The organism is Clostridium sp. (genome assembly GCF_036569345.1).
Lineage (GTDB): Bacteria > Bacillota > Clostridia > Clostridiales > Clostridiaceae > Clostridium_AD.
On the sequence record NZ_DATCQT010000203.1, the window covers coordinates 17,092 to 38,832 of the forward strand.

20 protein-coding genes, 5 tRNA genes and 2 other annotated features are annotated in these 21,741 nt (G+C 30.6%); of the genes, 4 read left to right on the plus strand and 21 right to left on the minus strand.

All coding sequences use genetic code 11. The features are described 5' to 3' along the window. The first annotated feature begins 36 nt into the window (after positions 1–36). On the plus strand, positions 37–282 hold the full coding sequence (locus VIM70_RS21420; protein ID WP_071614011.1) for an AbrB/MazE/SpoVT family DNA-binding domain-containing protein: 246 nt from the start codon (positions 37–39) through the stop codon (positions 280–282). 81 nt (positions 283–363) lie between these two features. On the opposite strand, the gene VIM70_RS21425 is transcribed toward VIM70_RS21420, so the two are convergent. The 13 genes from VIM70_RS21425 to ytxC all read right to left on the minus strand — a co-directional run bounded on the left by VIM70_RS21425 (position 364) and on the right by ytxC (position 15,869). After that, entirely contained in the window at positions 364–792 is a 429-nt protein-coding gene (locus VIM70_RS21425; RefSeq protein ID WP_331947814.1) for a hypothetical protein, read from the minus strand. A gap of 645 nt (positions 793–1,437) precedes the next feature. Then, complete coding sequence (locus tag VIM70_RS21430) at positions 1,438–3,738, minus strand: ATP-dependent DNA helicase (RefSeq protein WP_414648736.1); 2,301 nt, start codon at positions 3,736–3,738, stop codon at positions 1,438–1,440. A 119-nt stretch (positions 3,739–3,857) separates the two neighbouring features. Continuing rightward, a complete protein-coding gene (locus tag VIM70_RS21435; protein ID WP_331947816.1) occupies positions 3,858–5,789 on the minus strand; it encodes an ABC-F family ATP-binding cassette domain-containing protein in 1,932 nt (643 codons plus the stop codon). Between the two features lie 183 nt (positions 5,790–5,972). Then, on the minus strand, positions 5,973–6,572 hold the full coding sequence (zapA, locus tag VIM70_RS21440; protein WP_331947817.1) for a cell division protein ZapA: 600 nt from the start codon (positions 6,570–6,572) through the stop codon (positions 5,973–5,975). Between the two features lie 178 nt (positions 6,573–6,750). Further along, complete coding sequence (gene pheT / locus VIM70_RS21445) at positions 6,751–9,129, minus strand: phenylalanine--tRNA ligase subunit beta (RefSeq protein ID WP_331947818.1); 2,379 nt, start codon at positions 9,127–9,129, stop codon at positions 6,751–6,753. Between the two features lie 86 nt (positions 9,130–9,215). Next, positions 9,216–10,235: a phenylalanine--tRNA ligase subunit alpha gene (gene pheS / locus VIM70_RS21450; RefSeq protein WP_331947819.1), complete on the minus strand. Its 1,020-nt coding sequence runs from the start codon at positions 10,233–10,235 to the stop codon at positions 9,216–9,218. A gap of 75 nt (positions 10,236–10,310) precedes the next feature. Beyond that, positions 10,311–10,524 (minus strand) — a binding site (T-box leader). 70 nt (positions 10,525–10,594) lie between these two features. Beyond that, positions 10,595–11,386 (minus strand): RNA methyltransferase, encoded by a 792-nt coding sequence (locus tag VIM70_RS21455; RefSeq protein WP_331947820.1) that lies wholly within the window; start codon positions 11,384–11,386, stop codon positions 10,595–10,597. Between the two features lie 12 nt (positions 11,387–11,398). Beyond that, complete coding sequence (locus VIM70_RS21460; RefSeq protein ID WP_331947821.1) at positions 11,399–12,058, minus strand: TrkA family potassium uptake protein; 660 nt, start codon at positions 12,056–12,058, stop codon at positions 11,399–11,401. 11 nt (positions 12,059–12,069) lie between these two features. Next, the gene (locus VIM70_RS21465) at positions 12,070–13,422 is read right to left on the minus strand and encodes a TrkH family potassium uptake protein (RefSeq protein WP_414648737.1); all 1,353 of its coding nucleotides are present in this window, start codon (positions 13,420–13,422) and stop codon (positions 12,070–12,072) included. Between the two features lie 139 nt (positions 13,423–13,561). Then, positions 13,562–13,921 carry a 50S ribosomal protein L20 gene (gene rplT, locus VIM70_RS21470; RefSeq protein WP_331947823.1) on the minus strand — a complete coding sequence of 120 codons (360 nt, stop codon included), beginning with the start codon at positions 13,919–13,921 and terminating at the stop codon, positions 13,562–13,564. A 27-nt stretch (positions 13,922–13,948) separates the two neighbouring features. Beyond that, positions 13,949–14,146 (minus strand): 50S ribosomal protein L35, encoded by a 198-nt coding sequence (rpmI, locus tag VIM70_RS21475; RefSeq protein WP_331947824.1) that lies wholly within the window; start codon positions 14,144–14,146, stop codon positions 13,949–13,951. Positions 14,147–14,166: 20 nt separating this feature from the next. After that, the gene (infC, locus tag VIM70_RS21480; RefSeq protein WP_331947825.1) at positions 14,167–14,694 is read right to left on the minus strand and encodes a translation initiation factor IF-3; all 528 of its coding nucleotides are present in this window, start codon (positions 14,692–14,694) and stop codon (positions 14,167–14,169) included. 33 nt (positions 14,695–14,727) lie between these two features. Continuing rightward, positions 14,728–14,839: a sequence feature (ribosomal protein L20 leader region), on the minus strand. Between the two features lie 130 nt (positions 14,840–14,969). Next, complete coding sequence (gene ytxC, locus VIM70_RS21485; protein WP_331947826.1) at positions 14,970–15,869, minus strand: putative sporulation protein YtxC; 900 nt, start codon at positions 15,867–15,869, stop codon at positions 14,970–14,972. 148 nt (positions 15,870–16,017) lie between these two features. Between ytxC and VIM70_RS21490 the strand changes: the two genes are divergently transcribed. Next, the gene (locus VIM70_RS21490) at positions 16,018–16,716 is read left to right on the plus strand and encodes a DUF6873 family GME fold protein (RefSeq protein ID WP_331947827.1); all 699 of its coding nucleotides are present in this window, start codon (positions 16,018–16,020) and stop codon (positions 16,714–16,716) included. 105 nt (positions 16,717–16,821) lie between these two features. On the opposite strand, the gene VIM70_RS21495 is transcribed toward VIM70_RS21490, so the two are convergent. The 8 genes from VIM70_RS21495 to VIM70_RS21530 all read right to left on the minus strand — a co-directional run bounded on the left by VIM70_RS21495 (position 16,822) and on the right by VIM70_RS21530 (position 19,636). Then, positions 16,822–16,896, minus strand: a tRNA-Cys gene (locus tag VIM70_RS21495). Between the two features lie 26 nt (positions 16,897–16,922). Next, positions 16,923–16,997: transfer RNA gene (locus VIM70_RS21500), tRNA-Gly, on the minus strand. Between the two features lie 5 nt (positions 16,998–17,002). Next, positions 17,003–17,078: transfer RNA gene (locus VIM70_RS21505), tRNA-Phe, on the minus strand. Positions 17,079–17,112: 34 nt separating this feature from the next. Then, positions 17,113–17,189: transfer RNA gene (locus VIM70_RS21510), tRNA-Asp, on the minus strand. 5 nt (positions 17,190–17,194) lie between these two features. Then, positions 17,195–17,270 (minus strand) — tRNA-Val (locus VIM70_RS21515). 335 nt (positions 17,271–17,605) lie between these two features. Continuing rightward, positions 17,606–18,487 carry an Hsp33 family molecular chaperone HslO gene (hslO, locus tag VIM70_RS21520; RefSeq protein WP_331947828.1) on the minus strand — a complete coding sequence of 294 codons (882 nt, stop codon included), beginning with the start codon at positions 18,485–18,487 and terminating at the stop codon, positions 17,606–17,608. A gap of 31 nt (positions 18,488–18,518) precedes the next feature. Then, on the minus strand, positions 18,519–19,256 hold the full coding sequence (locus tag VIM70_RS21525) for a class I SAM-dependent methyltransferase (protein WP_331947829.1): 738 nt from the start codon (positions 19,254–19,256) through the stop codon (positions 18,519–18,521). Between the two features lie 140 nt (positions 19,257–19,396). After that, positions 19,397–19,636 (minus strand): small, acid-soluble spore protein, alpha/beta type, encoded by a 240-nt coding sequence (locus VIM70_RS21530; RefSeq protein WP_331947830.1) that lies wholly within the window; start codon positions 19,634–19,636, stop codon positions 19,397–19,399. Positions 19,637–20,066: 430 nt separating this feature from the next. Between VIM70_RS21530 and dapA the strand changes: the two genes are divergently transcribed. After that, positions 20,067–20,960: a 4-hydroxy-tetrahydrodipicolinate synthase gene (dapA, locus tag VIM70_RS21535; protein ID WP_331947831.1), complete on the plus strand. Its 894-nt coding sequence runs from the start codon at positions 20,067–20,069 to the stop codon at positions 20,958–20,960. After that, positions 20,960–21,715 carry a 4-hydroxy-tetrahydrodipicolinate reductase gene (gene dapB / locus VIM70_RS21540; protein WP_331947832.1) on the plus strand — a complete coding sequence of 252 codons (756 nt, stop codon included), beginning with the start codon at positions 20,960–20,962 and terminating at the stop codon, positions 21,713–21,715. The genes dapA and dapB overlap by 1 nt, the downstream gene beginning before the upstream one ends. The last annotated feature ends 26 nt before the right edge of the window (positions 21,716–21,741 follow it).

A 21,741-nucleotide genomic window follows, 5' to 3' on the forward strand; every position in this document is an offset into this window, starting at 1 on the left:
ATAAATAAGTCGAAAGATGTTTGAGGAGGAAATTATATGAAATCAACAGGTATAGTAAGAAAAGTGGACGAACTTGGAAGAATTGTTATTCCTATAGAATTGAGAAGAACTTTGGATATAGATATCAAGGATGCTTTAGAAATCTATGTAGATGGTGATCAAATCATTCTTAAGAAATATGAACCAGCTTGTATTTTCTGTCAAAACGCAAGAGACGTTGTAAACTACAAAGGTAAAAACATTTGTAAAGATTGTCTTGCTGAATTAGGATCAGGCAAATAGTTTAAGGTAATTTTTTCAAAAACAAACAATACATACAGGACTAATAGTCAAAAGAGATATCCTTAAAAGGATATCTCTTTTTTATGTTTTTAACCTAAATTCACTAGAACACCTTGAGCAAGTTACAATTATATTACCCTTTTTTCTTGGCAACCTTAATTTTTGTTTGCATTTTGGACAATTAGTTATTATAAACTTTCTTCTTTCTTTTAATTTTTCTAAAGGTTTATATTCTCTAATTTTAATACCAATTAATTTTATATTTTGTTTGAAATTTTGCCTTATATTATCAAACTTATAATGAAAATTTCTCTCTATATTTTCATAAACAAATTTTTCATTATTTCGACCAAGGATATTTGTTGACCTACTTCTCCAAATTGAATAAATAATAAGTAATACTCCTAAAATCCACATATACCTAGTTACAATCAAAAAAATTCCTACTAGCAATGTTACTTTTGAAAATCTATCCCAGCCATAAAGTTCTCTAGAAGATTTAACAAACATTTATACTTTTCCCCCTTATTATTATTTGAATGTAATAGCAATTTTTAATTGTTATCATCCCTTCACCATCTACACCATTGTTACTCTTATATATATTCTAGCACTATAAGGCTTAAATCATTATTAACTTTCTGTAAAAAATATTCTTTGATTATAAAATTATTTTGATTTAATTTTATTTTCTATTTGAAATCCTTTATTTATTTTTTTGTCGAATTAATGTATTTTTTGAAATTAATTTAGGTTATATTAAACTTTTTAAAATTCTATTGACTATTTGTGTAATCCATGTTACTCTTATATTAAGAAATAAGTCGAAACATATTGGTATCAATAAAACAAAAGACAAAACTTATTTTGATGTATAATACCCCCAAAAGTAAAAAGGAAACTATTTATGTCTTATTAGTTAATTATTATCGTATTCACTGACGTAAATATTTTATGTAGATGTATCTGTAGCTGTTATTATTAAATTAGTTTCCTTTTCTTTATCCCCCAAATTGTTTTTTAAAAATTTGTATTTAGAAAAACTTGAGTTAAACTCAAGTTTTTTTTATTTTATAGAAAATTCTATGTTAGATTATTTTTTTATAATGCTTAAGGCACATAAAAATATATAGCAATTAAAATGCTATTATATTTTTATGTGCCTTCTTTAAAGAATTCTTTAACCTCTTTTTTAGCATGAGTGTTATCATTTGTTATCTGATAATTATCCCATTCCTTTGGAAAAAGTCGTCTATACCTTTGATGAAGAAATCTATCATCTATTAACAGCGCGATTCCTTTATCTTCTTCTGTTCTAATTACCCTTCCCGCAGCCTGTAGTACTTTATTCATACCTGGGTACATATAAGAATATTCATAACCACAATTGCTTTTATTATCAAAGTATTCCTTAATAATTTCTCGTTCAAAGCAAATCATAGGATGACCCACTCCTATTATTATAACACCAATCAAAGCATCACCTTTTAAATCAATTCCTTCCGAAAATATGCCCCCTAAAACCCCAAAGCCTAAAATATTCTCATGACTTAAGTTTTTAAAGTTTTGAAGGAAGTCTTCTCGCTGCTCTTCAGTCATAAAATTGGTTTGAATCTTCATTTTAATATGCGGATATTTTTCAGAAAATCTATTACACACTTCATCCATGTACTTATATGAAGGAAAAAACACCATGTAGTTTCCATTTTTAGCGCTTATTACAGAATGTATGTACTCTACTATTTTTATATAACTATTTTCTCTATATTTGAATTTGGTGGAAATATCTTTAGCTATCATTACCTTAAGTCTATTTTTATCAAAAGGAGACTTTAGCGTTAAATGGTAATCTAAACTTTCTCCTCCCAAAATTTCTTTAAAATACGTTAATGGCAGTAGAGTTGCAGAGAAATATATCACAGATCGCCCTCTTTTGGATGCTTCTCTTAAAAGCTTAGATGGGTCCAGGCAAAATATATTTAATACTACGTCATCCTCAGTAGTTTCTACATAGGTTATATATTTTTCATCATAAAATTCAGCTATTCGAATAAAACTCAAAGAATTAAAATACAGTTCTAAAAAATTATCATATATTTCGGATTTTTCGTTTTTTGTAAGCCATACCTCTAATATTTTAGTAAGCCTTGTAAGAAGATTGTATATATCCACTGGCTCAGAATTTTGTTTGTAATACCCATCTTCATCACACATTTTTTTCATATTAAGCATAAAAGCGTTTAATTTATTTAATATTTTGTACATTCCATCATTTTTACCTTTTATATCTCTTTTCAATTGTAAGAATAGTTTTTTATGAATTTGCGCCGAAAACATTTCTCTAGCTCTATCCACTAGATTGTGCGCCTCATCAACCAGAATGGTATAGTCTCCGCTGTTATCCGTAAAGAATCTTTTTAAATAAACTCTAGGATCAAATACATAATTATAATCGCATATAACACAATCCGACCATAAAGTTAAATCCAATGAAAATTCAAAAGGGCATACCTTATGTTTATTAGAATAATTCTCAATTACCCCTCTACTAAATGTATTTTCATTTTTTAAAATATCAAGTAGAGCTTCGTTTATTCTATCGAAATGCCCTTTTGCAAACTTACATTGCTCTGGATTACATGCACACCCTTTACTAAAACAAACTTTATCCTTTGCTGTTATTGTAATTGTCTTAAATTTAAGTCCGTTCCTTTTCATTTTATCAAAAGCATCTTCTGCAACCTGTCTTGTTATGGTTTTAGCTGTTAAGTAAAAAATTTTTTCAGTATGCCCTTCTCCCACAGCCTTAACGCTGGGGAACAAAGTAGATATAGTTTTACCAATTCCTGTGGGGGCTTGCACAAACATTTTTTTATCTTCTACTATTGTTTTGTATACTGAAACAGCTAACTCTCTTTGTCCATCTCTATAATTATCAAAGGGAAACTTCAGATCTTTTATGCTTCCATCACGTTCTATATTCCACGCACTAGTAATATTTGCCCATATAAAATAATCAGAAATAATTTCATCAAAGAACTCTTGGAGTCTTTTAATAGAAAAAGCTTTAATAAATTGCTTAGTTTTTTCGGTTTCTATTTCGTAATAAGTTAGTTGCACATTAATAAGTTCAATATCATTCTGAACTGCATAAATATATGCATAACATTTGGCTTGAGCCCAGTGAAGACTATTAAAGTCTTCCTTAAGCAGTTCTACATCTTTAGTAACAGTTTTAATTTCATCTATGGTGACTTTACCATCTTTAATTAGAATACCATCCGCACGCCCTTCAATAAGAATCGTAGTACCATTATATTGTACGCTATGCTTTAAACTTACCTCTGATGAATATTCTTCTCCAAATATTATTGAATACTTTTCTTTATTTTCCTTTTGAATTTTTTGATGTGCTTTGGTCCCCTCGACAGCCCTACTACTTCCCATAAACCTCATGTCTAAATCGCCAGCTCGTAGTACAAACTCTACTAAGTTACGCACAGATATTTTTATATCTCTATTTTTATCCACAGATTATACCTTCTTTATTGTATAAACTTTACACTCATTATCTGTTAACTATTTTTTTGAGCCTCAATTGACTCATTTAATTCATTTAAATATGTCCACCTTTTCATTAGTCGTTCAGTTTCAAGCCCAATATGTTTTTGCAACTTAACTAGTTTCTGTAAATACTCAAAGTCACTACTTCCATCATTAATTTTTTTGTTAACCTCTACAAGATCTATTTCTTTTTTCTCAATTTCACCGTCAATTTCGTCAAATTCCTTCTGCTCCTTAAAAGTAAATTTCAAAGGTTTATCTTGTTTAATTTCCTGGCTAATATCTTTTATAATTTCTTTATCTTCAGCCTCATTCACGACCTTATTATCTTCAAGCAAGTTTGGATTTTTTTCTATATATTCTTGATACTCAGAATAATTTCCTACAAATTGAATTATCTTCTCATTTCCTTCAAAACTGAATATTTTGTCTGATACCCTATCCAAAAAGTATCTATCATGAGATACAGTTATAACCACGCCATTAAATCCATCTAAATAATCTTCTAGCACTGCTAGAGTTTGAATATCGAAGTCATTGGTCGGCTCATCTAAAAATAGTACATTTGGAGCTTCCATAAGAATTCTTAACAAATACAACCTTCGTTTTTCTCCACCGGATAAACTAGAAATAAAGGAATGTTTTGTAGTTCCATCAAATAAAAATCTCTCAAGCATTTGAGAAGCTGTAATCTGTTCTCCATCACCTGTAGTTATATATTCTGCACCTTCGCGAATGTACTCTATCGCACGTAGTTTTTCATTCATCTCACCATTCTCTTGATGGAAAAATCCTATTTTCAATGTTTCGCCACGCTCTATTGTACCTGAATCTGGACTTAATATTCCACTTAAAATATTCATAAGCGTAGATTTACCCATACCATTAGGCCCTATAATACCTACTTTATCTCTCCTAGTAAACACATGACTAAAATCACTAATCAATTTCCTATCACCAAACGCTTTATAAATATGTTCTACATTCATAATTTTTCTACCAAGCCTTGTTGATGCCGAAGATAATTCTAACCTTTCGTTTGTTACATCAACTTTTCCATCGCGAAGCTCATCAAAACGGTCAATTCTTGCCTTTTGCTTAGTAGTTCTAGCTTTTGCCCCACGCCTTATCCAAGCTAGTTCCTTTTTAAATAAACTTTCTCTTTTTTTCTCCATTGAACCCATTAAAGCCATTCTTTCAACTTTCTTTTCCAAAAACACACTATAATTTCCTTGGTAGCTATATAGAATGCCCTTATCCAATTCAATAATTTTATTTGTGATTCTATCTAAAAAATACCTATCATGAGTAATCATAAGTAGTGCACCTTTTCTATTGTTTAAAAATTTCTCTAACCAATCTATTATTGCATTATCCATATGATTTGTAGGTTCATCCAAAATCAATAAATCGGAGGGAGTAATTAGCGCGCTACATAACGCCACTCTTTTTCTTTGCCCACCTGAAAGGTCTCCTATTCGCTGCTTAAAATCAGTTATTCCGAGTTTTGTAAGTATTATTTTCGCATCATTTTGAACTTCCCATCCATTACATGCATCCATCCTAGTGTTAAGGTTCATTAGTGCATTTTGAAGTTTTTCATCTTCTGGGTTTTCTTCCATTTTTTCTATTGCGACTTCATATTCTCTTATAACATGCATTACATCAGTATCACTTTTAAAAATTTGCTCAAGCACTGTAGCTTCTGGGTCAAATTCAGGATTTTGAGATAAATATTCTATATTCATCATGCTGCCTTTTATAATCCTTCCCTCATCAGGAACTTCAAAGCCAGCTATTATTTTTAAAAATGTAGATTTTCCAGTACCATTAACTCCTATTAATCCAATTTTATCTCCATCACTTATTCCTAATGATGCCTTATTAATGAGTATTCTCTCACTATAACTTTTACTCACTTCTTCTATTGTTAACACATTCATTTATGTACCACCCTTTTTATTTAATAAAACCATACTCTAATTATACCCAAAAAAACACCCCAGTGATAGGGTGAATTTATGGAAGTCCAATTTATCACTCTTAAGTGATATAAACATTAATAATTCTCTACTAAAGAAGAAAGTCGCCTTTTGGCGACAATTCAACATATATTTAAATTATTTTTATTTTTTACGTGAAGTTAAAAGTGGATTATTAATTTTCTTTAGTTTGGCTAAACTAATTTGATCTTCTAACGACTTATTATTCGAGTCAATTATCTTATATTTGTAAGATTGAAGATTAAATTTTATTTCTTTATTTTCTGCTTTTATTTTTCTATTTTCTTCGATACAAATTTTACTGGTCTCTTGCATAACTTCTAATTGTTGTTGTATCTTTATATTTTCTTGCTCTAATGTTATCGTATATTCAGTTTTCTCTGTACTTTTACATTTATTAAGCAATTCTTGATTATAGTCTTCTAAATGACTTAATTGTTTCTTTAAACTTTCTAATTGCTCCATCAATTCTTCATCATGTTTTTCTAGAGATTCACCTTTATTTGAAAGTTCTTTACAAATTGAATTACTTTTAAACATATCATCGCCTAAATTTAAAGCAGTTAGAATTGCTGCTGACGAAGTACTTAGTCTTTCATTTTTACCCATTATATTCTTTATCTTCTTATCAACGTAACTAGCTACCATATGTAAATATTCTTCTCTTTCATCACCTTTTAAATTATATTCAACACCATTTATCTTTATTGTTACAATATTCATCTAAAACACCCTCTTAGACAGATTAGTTAAACTTATTGTACCACAATATAACTTTTAATAAAACCAATTTTTTCAAATTAACACATCAAATAAAACAATTAATATATTGGACTGTAATTTCAAAAAATAATGCAAATAAAAAAACCCTTATTTCTAAGGGAGTTCTTATTTGGTGATTTTATCTAAGCTGAGCCCCTAATTTATGTTCTAGAGATCTTAATATTTTTTCGTGTACCTTATTTACTTCGTCATCTGTTAATGTCTTATCGATACGTCTATACACTATGGCATAAGCTATACTTTTCTTTCCATCCTCTATTTGTGTGCCTTTATATACATCAAATAGCTTAGTACTTTCTACAATATTGCCACCTTGTTTTACAATTACATCCTCAATGTCTTGAACCAAAATAGAATCATCAACTATAAGTGCAATATCTCTTGTTACTGCTGGGAATTTAGGAAGTGGTTTATACTTCTTATTTAAATCAGCATATTTATATAATACATCTAGGTTTAACTCTGCTATATAACATCTTGGTTCTAGCTCATAGTTCTCTGAAACAGCGGGATGAATTTCTCCAACCACACCTACGAATTCTCTCTTTACATATAAATTCGAGGTTTTTCCAGGGTGATAAGTTGTATTTTCACTCTCTCTTTTAAAAGATACACTTTTCATACCTAAACTATCTAATACATTTTCTACTACCCCTTTTAAGTCTAAATAATCAACATTACCGTACATTCCTATAGTTAATATATTTCTTTCCTCAGGGAGCTTGCTAACATCTTCATTTGGTATATAAACTTTGCCTATCTCAAATAATTTAGCCTCTTCATTGTTTCTCGAATAATTCCTTGATAAACATTCCATCATAGACGGTATTGTTGTAGTTCTCATTATACTATAATCTTCTCCTAAAGGATTTTTTATAGTAACTACTTTTCTTAATTCACTATCGCCAGGAACTAAAATCTTATTAAATATTTTAGGACTTACAAAAGAATAACTTATGGATTGGTTTAGCGCACTTCCGATTAAAGAAAGTACAACCTTATCTTCTAATTTTTGCTTTTCACTTTTACCACTTCTTGAAGTTTCACATTTAGGCATAGTAGATGGTATATTATCATAACCATACATTCTAGCTATTTCTTCTGCGATGTCTTCTCTTATGTTTATGTCGGACCTAAATGTAGGCACCTGTATTATTAAAAAATTGCCTATTATCTCAGTAGCAAGTTCTAATCTATCAAGATATATTTTCATATCTGTCTTTAATATATCAGTTCCTAAAAATTTATTAATCCAATTTGCATCCACTTCTATACTATGAGAATTAAGAGGTTTTGGATATATATCTATACATCCATTCATTATTTCACCCGCGCCTAATTCCTCAACTAAATGACAAGCTCTATTAATCGCCATTTCAGCCATATTAGGATCTAAGTCTTTTTCAAATTTTGAAGATGCATCAGTTCTTAGATTTAATTTTTTAGAAGCGAGTCTTATATTAACTCCATCAAAGTTTGCACTCTCAAATATTATACTAAAGCTATCTTCTTTAATTTCTGAATTCAAGCCTCCCATTATGCCTGCAATCCCTATAGTCCTATCTCCATCTTTTATATTTAAAATGCTCTCATCTAATTCTCTTTGAGTTTCATCTAATGTAATAAATTTTTCTCCACTTTTTGCTCTTTCAACAACTATGTTATTAGTAGTAATTTGCCTAGCATCAAATGCATGCATAGGCTGACCGAGCTCAACCATAACAAAGTTTGTAATATCCACTATGTTGTTTATAGGTCTAAGTTCTGCCTCTAGTAGTCTTTCCTTCATCCATTGTGGAGATGGTTCTATTTTTACATTTTTTATTCCCTTTAACATATATCTTCTACATAGTTCATCTTTAATATTTACCTTATAAATATCTTCCACATTCTCAACTGCTGTAGCTGTATAATCAAGTGCTGGTTTTTTATACGAACTGCCTAAAGTTGCAGCTGTTTCTCTAGCTATCCCTAAAATGCTAAGGCAATCTGGTCTGTTTGAAGTTATTTCAAAATCTATTAAAGCACTTTGAAGATTTAAAACTTCTTTTATGTCACCTCCAATAATCGTATCTTGTGGAAGTATCATTAGTCCATGAACTGGTTTATCCCCTGCAATTCCAAGTTCTTCTTCAGAGCAAAACATACCATTTGAAAGTATGCCACGAAGTTTACCTTTTTTTATTTTTAATCCCCCATGGAGACTTGATCCATGTAGTGCTACTGGTACGATATCCTGTTCTTTCATATTAGTAGCCGCCGTAACAATTTGTATTGGTTGTAGTAATCCTATATCTACTTGACATACAACTAATTTATCAGCATCTGGGTGACTAACAATTTCTATTATTTTCCCCGTAACAACATTGTCAATTTCAGCCCCTGCTATAATAACCTCTTCTACATTAGAACCAGACATAGTTAGTTTGTCGCCAAGCTCTTTTGGTGTAATATTTATATCTACGTAATCTTTAAGCCAATTAACTGGAACTTTCATAATATACCTCCTTGTATTCTTAGATAATTTTTACATTATCTATTCGTATAATATTAAATAATATTCTTCGAAGCTTCATTATTAATTTAGAATTGTTTTAAAAATTTCATATCACTTTCATAAAGTGCCCTTATATCATCTATTCCGTATTTTAACATTGTAATCCTATCAAGTCCAAATCCGAAAGCGAATCCGCTATAAACTTCTGGGTCAATTCCACAATTCCTTAAAACCTGCGGATGAACCATTCCACAACCCAAAAGTTCTATCCAACCACTGCCACCACAAACCTTGCAGCCCTCACCTTTACACACAAAACAAGTAGCATCCATCTCAGCTGATGGTTCTGTGAACGGAAAATGATGTGGTCTAAACTTCATTTCCATATCGCCACCAAACATCTTTTTCGTAAATGCTTCTAGCGTTCCCTTTAAATCAGCAAAAGTAATGCCCTTATCTACTACCAAACCTTCAATTTGATAAAATATTGGTGAATGAGTAGCATCCGCTGCATCTGATCTATAAACTTTACCTGGTGCAATCATTTTTATAGGCGGTTTCTGATTTTCCATAGTTCTTATTTGAATTCCTGAGGTTTGTGTTCTTAAAACTACACTATCATTTATGTAAAAGGTATCTTGTTCACCTCTTGCAGGATGATTTTTAGGTATGTTTAACGCCTCAAAATTATAATAATCTGTCTCTACCTCAGGACCCTCTTCAATAGCGAATCCCATAGATAAAAATATTTCATTAACTTTTTCAAGTGTTAAATCCAATGGATGTCTTTTCCCTACTGTTTGTTTTTTCCCTGGCATAGATATATCTATAACTTCACTTTTAAGCTTCATTTCATTTTCATTGTTTTTTAATATACCTAAAGCTTTAGTTATATGCGATTCTATATCCTCTCGAGCTATATTGGCTAACTTGCCTATAATTGGTCTTTCTTCATTAGAGAGCTGTCCCATCCCCCTTAATATTTGTGTTAATTCACCTTTTTTACCTAAATACTTAACTCTAATATTTTCTAATTCTGTTTTAATAGTAGCTCCCTTTAATTCTTCTATAACTGAGGTTTTTATTTTTTCTAACTTTTCTTTCATAATACATGCTCCTTCCATATTTGTTTACCTATTGAATTTTATAATTTTTTAAAAGACAAAAAAAACCGTCCCAAATGAAGGGACGGAATATCCGCGTTACCACCCTAATTGACTAAATATTAGTCCTCTTAGATAAATTTATCGATTCTAACCGCTAGCAGTTACTTAGTTTCACTGATAGAACTCCGGAGTGAACTTCAATATAAAAATTTCTTAAGTAAGCTTTCAGTCTAAGGCTTCTTATCCCTGTAAACATTTTTATATTTACTCTCTCCATCACAGCTTAATATTATTTAAATAATTTGTGAAAGTATACAAAACATTATAACCACAATTACGAAAGATTTCAACTATAAGTTTTAAAATCCTATAATATTGTTTTGTCTTACCACTTCATACATCATAATCGATGCAGCTACAGCCGCATTCAAAGATTCTGCACCACCAGGCATTGGAATTTTAATTTTCAAATCACATATCGCGTATACTTCCGTGCTTATTCCATTACCCTCATTTCCAACTGATATAATAACTTTTTCTTTTAAGTTTACATCATAAAAATTTTTATCAGTATCTAATGAGCTCGTAATCAATTTAAATCCTTCACTCCTAAGTTTTTGAACTAGTGATAAATCTTCATCACATATAACAGGTATTTTAAAAATAGAACCCATTGTAGCCCTTAAAGTCTTTTCATTATAAATATCAACTGTTCCTTTTGTAATTATAACCCCTAATGCTCCTGCTGCATGAGCAGTTCTAATTATAGTTCCCATATTACCTGGATCTTGAATTTTATCGGCTAACATGTAGAACCCGTGATCATATTTAATATCTACAGATTTATTTCTAACTACAGCAAGAATACCTTGTGGATTATCCGTATCACAAATACTTTTAAATAAACTATCACTAACACTATAAACTTTAGTATTTACCTGTAGCTCATTTTCCATGCTAGAACTTATATATTTCGATTCTCCTCTAGCACTTAGAAAAATATTCAATACTTCAAACTCAGAGTGTAGTGCTTCCTGCGCAAATCTAAAGCCCTCAACTAAAAACATATTACTACTTATTCTATATTTTTTTTCCTTTAACCTTTTAATATCTTTAATCAATAGATTATCCTTGCTTTGAATATATTCCAAACGAAGAACCCCTTATTTAACTAGATTTTCTAATTTATTTAATTCTTCAATATTTCCTATGGCCACAATAATATCACCTGGCTCAACTATGTTATCAGCTGCTGGAGAAACATCAATGTCATTGTCTCTTTTTATAGCCATTACATTTATACCATATTGAGCTCTAATATTTAATTCTCCTAAAGTCTTATTATGCCATTCTTCCGGACTAACAACTTCAGCAATACTGTAATCAGGAGATAATTCTATATAATCTAATATATTTGATGACACTAAATTATGAGCAACGCGAACACCCATATCTCGCTCTGGGAAAACTACTCTATCAGCACCTATTTTATATAATACTTTAGCATGTAACGCCGTAGTTGCCTTTGCAATTACATATTTCACTCCTAATTCTTTAACTAGTAATGTTGCCAAAATGCTAGCTTGGATGTTCGAACCTATACTAATAACTGCACAATCAAAATTACGAATACCAAGAGCTCTTAAGCTATTTTCATCATTCGCATCAACTTGAACTGCATGAGTTACTGTATCTGAAATTTCCTGAACTACTTCTTCATCAGAATCAACTGCTAATACATCATTTCCCAATGAATATAATGTTTCAGCAACAGATGTTCCGAATCTTCCAAGACCTATAACAATAAACTGCCTTTTACTCATTAACTCCACCCCTACCCAATTAAAATTTTACCTTCTGGATATTTTACAATTCCAGATTTAGCCTTTTTATTTTTAGCTAATGCTAATATTATAGTAAGCGGTCCAACTCTCCCTGCATACATGGTAAGGGCTATTATTATTTTCCCTACAAATGTTAATTTTGTAGTTAAACCTAATGTTAACCCAACTGTAGCAAATGCTGAAGTAGCCTCATATAAAAAATATTCAAAAGGAATTTTTGGTGACTCTGTAATAGATAATACCATAGTAACTCCCATAACAATCCCAAGACCAAGAACAGTTATTACGAAAGCTTTATACACAACATCCTTGCTTATGCGTTTTTGAAATATTTCAGTATCTTCATGTCCTTTGACTACAGACACTACAGTCATAAAAAGCACAACTGCAGTAGCCGTTTTTATTCCACCAGCTGTTGAACCAGGAGATCCACCAATAAACATTAACATTATTGTTAAAAAGTTTCCAGCTGTTGTCATTTTATCTAAGGGAATAGAATTAAACCCAGCAGTTCTAGGAGAAACTGATGCAAATATTGAAGAGAGTACTTTACCCTTCAGGGACATCCCTTGCATAGTATTTGGATTATTCATCTCAAAGATAAACATAAGTATTGCCCCTCCAACAATTAAGACTATCGTTGAATAAATAACTATTCTAGAATGTAGTGATAACCTTTTAATATTCTTACAATTATATATTTCTACCCATACATAGAATCCTAACCCACCTATTGCAATTAGCGCTGAAATTGTCAATATTACTACAGAATTATTAGCATAAGCAGTAACACTTTTAAAATTCCCCATTAAATCAAATCCAGCATTGCAAAAAGCAGATACTGAATGGAATACACTATAATATATCCCTTTAGCAATTCCAAATTGAGGAATAAATTGTGTTGAGAATAACACCGCCCCAACTGCTTCAACAGAAAACGTAAATATCAATACATATTTAATCATTTTAACTAAACCTTGTAGTGAATTTACATTCATAGCCTCTTGCATTACTAGTCTTTCTTTTAATGATATTCTTTTACCTAATATAAAAAAAACTAAAGTTGCTACAGACATGAATCCAAGTCCACCCGTTTCTATTAATAACATTATCACTGTTTTACCAAAATAGGTCCAATAGGTTCCAGTATCTAGGGTTACAAGACCTGTAACACACACCGCAGATGTAGAAGTAAATATACAATCTATAAAAGGTGTAATTTTACCACTTTGCGAGGATATAGGTAAACTCAGAAGTATCGCCCCTATAAGTATTACTACAGCAAAACCTATTGCAAGTATCTGAACAGGAGTATATATATTTCTTTTTTTAAGATCTTTAATATGTAATCCCAAATAAGTCACCTCTGCACCTTTAAATTTTCACATTATGATGTTTTATTAATTATAACATGTAACGTAATTTTGTCAAAAATACAATAAAAAATGTAGCCAAAAGGCTACATTTTTGTATAAATAATTTTTATGCTTGTAATTGTTTTTTTGCAACTTCTACTAATTCAGCAAAAGCTTTTGGATCATTTATAGCAATCTCTGAAAGCATCTTTCTGTTTATATCTATGCCTGCAAGTTTCATTCCATTCATAAATCTTGAATATGAAAGATCACTTAATCTTGAAGCCGCATTGATTCTAGCTATCCAAAGTGTTCTAAAATCTCTTTTCTTTAATTTTCTACCAATATAAGCATTTCTAAGTGCTCTCATTACTGATTCATTAGCTGTTTTAAATAACTTACTTCTTCCACCGTAGTAACCCTTTGCAAGCTTTAATACTTTTTTATGGTTTTTATGAGCGTTAACTGCTCTCTTAATTCTTGCCATTTAATATACCTCCTAAGCACCATTCAATTATAAGTATGGTAACAGTTTCTTCATTGCTTTTATTTGAGTTGTTGAAACATATGCAGTTTTTCTAAGATTCCTTTTTCTTTTTGGACTTTTCTTTGTTAATATATGACTTGTGAAAGCCTTTGCTCTTTTTAACTTACCTGTACCTGTTTTCTTAAATCTTTTTGCTGCGCCTCTATGTGTTTTCATTTTAGGCATAATAAAATTCCTCCTCTCGGTTATGCTTTTTTGGGAGCTAAAATCATTATCATATTTCTTCCCTCTTGCCTCGCTGGTTTTTCAACAACATAAACATCACCGATTTTTTCTACAAAAGACCTTAATATTTTATGTCCAACCTTTGAGTTTTCAATTTCTCTTCCTCTAAATCTTACAGTTATCTTTACCTTATCCTCGTCTAACAAGAATTTTTTAGCATTGCTAGCCTTAATTGCGATATCGTGGTCTTCTATTGTTGCACTAAGTCGTATTTCTTTAAGATTAACTACTTTCTGCTTCTTTTTGGCTTCTTTATCTTTTTTCTGTTGTTCATAGACAAATTTACCAAAATCCATTATTCTACATACTGGTGGTTTTGCAGTAGGAGACATCATAACTAAATCTAAGTCTTTCTCTTCTGCAAGTTTTAAAGCATCTTTAGTATTCAGAATACCTAATGCAGAACCATCAGCTCCAATAACTCTTATTTCTCTATCTCTTATTTCCTCATTCATCATGAAATCTTTGCTTTTACTAATAATTTTCACCTCCTAGATGTTTTAAGATAATTTTATAATATTTAAACAATTAAAGGACGGCAAAATGCCGTCCTTAATAGTAACAAATTTAAATTACTAATTAACCTAACTAGCTTCACTGTTAGGTGAGAAACGGCTGTCTCTTCTTGTTACTCTATTATATTAAATAATTCTTATATTTTCATTCACAACAATTTAAATTATACTATCTAATTATTAGTTTGTCAACACTATTTTGTATTTATTTTATTCATATATTGATTTCTTATTTTTTCACTAATTACTCATACCAAAATCCCTTTTTTTATCCTTTGACATTCATCGCATTCATCACAATAATAAACTCTATCTACGAAAACTTTACTTATGGTTGTAATTAATTCTTTATTTTTACAGTGCTCTACGCAGTGTATAATTATTTTTTTAGGAGCACTAGTTATCATTGTACTAATTATAAGTTCTTCTTGATTTTCTTTTAAATCAAAATTAACATTAGGTAACTCCATTATCATATCGCCTACTAAGTCATTGCCATCTCCGTCTGTTAAATAATAATTTCCGTTTTTTTCAATTAGTATATTAACTACATCTACCTTGCACTCTTGAACTTCAACAAAGTATTTTAACAATTTTATAAACTCATTGTATTCTTTTTCTACCATATATTCTTCTACAACTTTATCAACAATACACTCTAAATCCCCATTTAGCTCTTTTGTCCTAAAGGTTAAGAATCCACTTATATTAATTTCATTGTTTTCTTGTATACATTTTGTTATTTTGTCTATTATTTTATTTTTTCTATTTATACAATATACCATATTAGGACCAGATATTGCACCCTCGCTAAGCAAAGCTTCTTGAATCTTAGGTTTAATTTGTTTTATTTCATTATATTTTAGAAAAAAATAAGTTTCTTCTAAAAAATTATTGATCTCTTTTTTACAAAATTCCACTGTTACTATATTGTATAACATATTTGCAAATTGCAAATTAAATGATTTTCTACTACTATCGCTTAAGTTGTCATCATTGCAAAAAATCTTTATGAAGTGAGTATCTTCTATTATAGACTCTACTACGCCTAAAATCACTTTTTTATCTTCAAAACACTTTTTCATGTCTTTAATTTCATCAATTAAGTATTCCATGCTTCTATTATAAACAACAGTTAATAATAGCATTTTCCACACTCCCTTCTCACAAAGATAGTATGTGTGTAATATTAATGTATATGCAAAATAGATTAAACAATTATCGACATATTGCAATTTATAATAACTTTGTGTTATATAATAATGTTAAGAATTTTTTTAAAATAGGAGTATAATAATGAAAAATGTTATTGTTGATTTTAGAATTCATAATGAAGAAAAAGAGTCTTTAATTTCTAGAGGATATACCTTGCAATTTTGCCCTCCTAGCAACCTTCTATATGAAGCTGTTTGTGGTCACCCAGATATGCTTTTGAATATTTTAGGAAATAAAATTGTAGTTCATAAAAATATGGGTAGTAAATTTATAAGTAGCTTAATTTCTTTAAATTACAAAGTTTATAAATCAAATTTGTCTTTAAAAATAGAATATCCTTATGATATATGTCTCAATGCCCTTATCATAGGCAATCTTTTTGTTCACCTAATTAATTTTACTGATATAAATCTTTTGTCCCTTTCAAAAGATAAAAAATTAATAAACGTCAAACAAGGTTATACAAAATGTTCTACTTGTGTGGTAAAAGATCATGCTATTATCACTAGTGACATTTCCATCGCTAAGGCACTGAGTCTAGAAAAAATAGATGTTTTATTAATCCCTCCTGGTGATATTCTTCTCCCTGGGCTTAGTTACGGTTTTATCGGTGGTGCAACGGGTCTTATTGAAGATAACGTACTAGCTTTTTATGGTCACCTAGATCATTATTTATACGGTAAAGAAGTATTAGAATTTCTAAAAAAACATAAGGTTGAACCTGTGTTCTTAAGAAATGGGAAACTAATCGATAGAGGTAGCATTTTAAGACTCAAGTAATTAATTTCTTATATTATTTCAGATAACACAAAGAACTAAAACAGAACATAAAAAAAAGCAACTCTAATACTGAAATATCAGTATTAGAGTTGCTTTTCATTTCTTTGGAGGCGCCACCCGGATTTGAACCGGGGAATAAAGGTTTTGCAGACCTTGACCTTACCGCTTGGCTATAGCGCCATGTTATTTGATTCATTTAAAGTTTTTGGAGCGGAAGACGAGATTCGAACTCGCGACGTCCACCTTGGCAAGGTGGCACTCTACCACTGAGCTACTTCCGCAACACTGGTGGCTAGACCAGGAATCGAACCAGGGACACGAGGATTTTCAGTCCTCTGCTCTACCGACTGAGCTATCCAGCCTTAATAATTTTAAAACTTTATTTCTAGATTTAAATGGCGACCCAGAAGGGACTCGGACCCTCGACCTCCGCCGTGACAGGGCGGCACTCTAACCAACTGAGCTACTGGGCCATATGTGGTGGGAACAACAGGGTTCGAACCTGTGACCCTCTGCTTGTAAGGCAGATGCTCTCCCAGCTGAGCTATGCTCCCACATGTATTTATCAGACTAGTATAGTCTACATCATTTCATAAAACTTGTCAACAACTTTATATGTTAACTGTTTTTTACTCTTTTGTTTACTTCCTCGCCTACGAGTACTTCACTATATTATAAGATTTTCTTATAGCTGTCAACCTCAAATATAGTTAATATCCATATATATTTAAGTTATACTCCCTATTAATCTAATTTACTTCAATTCTCTTCCCTTTTCAACCAATAATAATATTAGTATATGTTATTATGGAATATAGCTTGTATTTAGTTCACTATAAAAAGCAACAGCACATATACTATATTCCTTTGACCCAAAGCTATCTTTTATCTATGACTTAGCTTCTTTGAGTAATTTTCCAATATCTTCATGATTAAATTCATAATTTTTATTACAAAAATGGCATTTAAGTTCTTCCGTTTTACCATCACTATATATTTCTTCCAAATCCTTTTTGCCTATACTTATTAGTGCCTTCTCGACTCTTTCTCTAGAACAATCACATTTATACATTGGTTTAATATCTTCAAGTATTTTAAGCTCCATATCTTCAAAAATGAATTCTAAAATTTCTTCAATATTCATCCCCTTTTCTATAAATTCAGTTATAGATGGAATTTCTTCAAGTCTATATGTAATTATATCAGCTAAAAATTCATCTGCGCCAGGCATCATTTGGATTATAAACCCTCCTGCAGCTTTAATACTCATGTCAGTGTCAACTAAAACTCCTAGTCCAACAGCAGACGGTGTTTGTTCCGAAACAGTATAATAGTATGCTAAATCATCTCCAATTTCACCAGTAGCAATTGGTACTTGCCCCACATATGGCTCCTTTAGACCCATATCTCTTATAATTCTTAAATAACCATCCGTGCCAATTGCACCACCTACATCAAGTTTTCCTTTTTTATTAGCTGGCAAATCTGCATTAGAATTCCCTATGTACCCTTTTACACTTGAATCAGCATGAGCAGTTACTACCACGCCCTTAGCAATACCTCCACCATCAATTTGAAGTGTCAAACTATCCTCTTTAGATTTTAGCATGCTCCCCATAAGAGTACCAGCTGTTAGCATCCTACCAAAAGCTGCCGCCGCCGTTGGCGCACATAAATGCATCGTAACTCCTTCATTTACTAAATCCGTAGTTATGGCTGCGACTATTCTAACCTGCCCTTCCTTTGCAGTAGCTCTAACTAATTTATCCATATACTAACCTCCTATAACCTATTCTTGTTTTTTACTTCTTAAGTACATAACATATTCGCTCTGTGCTATCGCTTACTATTTTATCTTCGTAGTTATCCATCTTTTTAACTATTTCGAACCCAATTTCTTTTATAACTTTTTCTACATATTTTTCGGTGTAAGCTCTTTCTGAGTGTTGTTCATCAAAGCGTTTATATACTTGTCCCTCTTTTACGAAAAAAGTTAAATTCATTTCTACTATATCATTTTCCAAATAATTTTCCCAAATATATACGACATCATCCGAATCGTAATTAAAAATATTATTACCAAGAGTATGAGTCAATTTATAATACGAATTAATATCGAAAACAAATAAACCATCCTCTTTTAATAAATTATAAACACCTATTAAATACTTTTTAAAGTTTTCTTCCTCTAATATGTAGTTAGTAGAATCTAAGCAACAAGTTATAAGATTAAATGTTTTGTTTAAATTCAATGTACAAATATCTTGGCATACAAATTTAGCTTCTAAGTGCGCATCTCTCATTTTTTTTTCTGCTTGACTCAACATATCACAAGATAAATCAACTGCCCATATATTCTTAAATTCACTTGTAATTTCTATAGTAAGATTTCCTGTACCACAGGCTAAATCTAAATAGCTCTCCATATCTAGATTATATTTTTTGCAAATAACTAATATATTAGAAGCCCATGTTTTATAATCAATATCAGAATTTATTAATTCATCATAGATATGAGCAAATTCTTTATAACAGTCCATATTAACATTTCTCCTTTTTCAGAGATTTCTTCTTTTTCAAAGATTAATTCTTTTTCAAAGATTAATCCTTTAAAACTATAATGGTATATAATATACTAACCTATACACCAAATATTGTCCAAAGTAATTTACTTATTTTTTTAGAAATCTTTGTTTTTAGGGAGATTTATAGCTTTCTTTCGATTAGTCATTAAGCCTCCAATTCTTCCTGTTTCCTCTGCTGTAAGTCCACTCCATCCACATTCACCTATCTTTTCAGTTAATCCTAATTCTTCTGCTATTTCATATTTTAACGTTTCTCTAAGCATTTCGTTTTTGGTTAACTCTCTGTTGGTTTTTAATTTAGCTTTTATAACTTTTTTTAAAGGTGTTTTCCCCATGGTGTACCTCCTATTTGAAATTGTAATATATTATATTTTTTACAATTTGGAGGTCTTTTATTCATTATAATAAAAGAAAATAAAATTTATTCAGTTTTTAATTTAAGTATGATTTAAATAAAGTTATTTGCGTTAGTATTGTATAATTATAATAACCCGAATACTTTTTTCAATTTATATGTTGCTAGTTTCATTTTTTTTTTAAAAAGTATATATATTTTCAAACGTGGGCTATATAATGTAGTATAATAGAGAAAAATATTTTAGTGACTATTCACGTCTTCTTTAAAATAATTATCATTTTATATGACGAAATGTTTCACTAAAAGCAATCTGAATCAATAAATATATAGTAGTACAAATAAAATAGTTAATGAATACTAACAATTATTAATAATTAGTATCCATATAACTACGAGGAGGTAATCTTTTGAGTATTTTTAAGGGTTCTGGTGTTGCAATAATCACCCCATTTAACGAAAGAGGAGTGGATTTCAAAAAACTTGAAGAATTAATAGAATGGCATATCAAAAGCAAAACAGATGCTATTGTGGTATGTGGCACTACAGGTGAAGCTTCTACTATGAGTGAGCAAGAAAGAAAAGAGACTATAAAATTTACAGTTGATTTAGTTAATAAGAGAATCCCAGTAATCGCCGGCACAGGAAGTAATGATACTGCTGCTACAATAGCTATGAGTAAATGGGCAGAAAAAATTGGAGTAGATGGATTACTTTTAATCACGCCTTACTACAATAAAACTACTCAAAAGGGATTATTTGAACATTATAAAGCAATCGCAGATAGTGTAACATCACCAATAATAATATACAATGTTCCGTCTAGAACATCTCTCAATATTAATCCAAGTACACTTCTAAAACTATGCGTAATACCAAATATTGTAGCAGTTAAAGAAGCAAGTAGTAATATAAGTCAAATTGCACAGATAAAAGCATTATGCAGAGATAACTTAGATATATATTCAGGTAATGACGACCAAGTTATACCTATATTATCCTTAGGTGGTATCGGAGTTATATCCGTTATTGCAAATATAATTCCTACAGTCATGCATAATATGTGTGAATTATATTTAAGTGGGGAGCATGAAGCTGCTCTAAAGATTCAACTAGATTATCTTCCCCTCAATAACGCTATATTTGTTGAAACCAATCCGATTCCTGTAAAAACAGCTATGAATCTTATGGGAATGAATGTTGGTTCTTTAAGACTACCTTTATGTGAAATGGAAGAAATTAATTTGAAGTTTTTAAAAAAAGAATTGAAAGCTTATAACATCCCCTTAAAGGAGGAAATCTAATGGTTAGAATTCTTCTAAATGGTTGCAACGGAAAAATGGGCAAAGTTATTTCAGCAATGGCAAAAGAATCTAAAACAGTTTCAATTGTTGCTGGTGTTGATAGAAATTCAACTAATTTAAGTTATCCATGTTATGACAGCATACTTGAATGCGAAATTGAAATAGATGTAATTTTAGATTTTTCAAGACCAGATGCTCTAGATTCCTTATGTAATTACTCTAGAGAGAAAAATATTCCTATTATATTCTGCACTACTGGTTACTCTGCAGAACAATTGTCTATTATTGATTCCCTCAGCAAAGAAATTCCAGTATTTCACTCTGCAAATATGTCTATAGGGGTAAACATCATTAATAATATACTCAAGAGTATAAGCAGTATGCTTTATAAAGATTTTGACATTGAGATAATTGAAAAACATCACAACCAAAAGGTTGATGCTCCTAGTGGTACCGCTCTACTTCTTGCAAATACAATTAAAGACTGTATTGATGACGAAATAGTTTTCGTAAATGGACGGGATGGATCATGCAAAAGGAAACCTAATGAAATAGGGATTCATGCGTTACGTGGTGGAAGTATTGTAGGTGATCATGAAGTCATATTTGCAGGTAAAGGAGAATGTATTGAAATTAAGCATACTGCAATATCAAGAGATGTTTTTGCAATAGGTGCACTTAAAGCTTGTGAATTTATGTACGGAAAACAGAAAGGTCTATATACTATGGATGATGTAGTTAATATGTCAAACTAAATTACAACCATACATTTAAGTTTTAA